Raw genomic sequence first — 439 nt, forward strand, 5'->3', positions numbered from 1 at the left:
TTTTGAATCTATGCATAGTCAGTAGAGAGAGTAAGAAGTATGGAGATGGGAGTGAGCGCATGAGGAGATGGTGGCTACTGCTGGGCAGCCTAGTCCTGGTCCTTGGGATAACCGGCTGCGGAGACAAGAAGAGCTACTCGATGGACCGCGTGGAATCCAGGGCTTACCTCGGGCCGGATGGAGACTTGTATGTCGAAGAACTGTTTACGTATACCTTTAAGGGCAGCTTTAATGGAATGACGCGTGCGATTGATCGGGCGGATCAGAAGGGGGTTGAATTTTTTGAAGCTTATGTACCCCCGGAACATCCGAAGCTAGGCAGTTTCTCCTACGAAAACTTGCAGCGGCTGGATGTCCAATGGGACGACGACAATGATACGTATTACATATACGATGCCGCGCAGAACGAAACGAAACAGGTCTATTACCGCTACCGGAT

General features: G+C 50.3%; 1 protein-coding gene. It reads left to right on the top strand.

All coding sequences use genetic code 11. From position 1 onward, the window contains the following. Positions 1-140: 140 nt before the first annotated feature. A partial coding sequence (locus IAI51_RS27785; RefSeq protein ID WP_187681379.1) for a DUF2207 domain-containing protein occupies positions 141-439 on the top strand: 299 nt, incomplete at its 3' end.

Source organism: Pseudomonas sp. N40(2020) (genome assembly GCF_014472415.1).
GTDB lineage: Bacteria > Pseudomonadota > Gammaproteobacteria > Pseudomonadales > Pseudomonadaceae > Aquipseudomonas.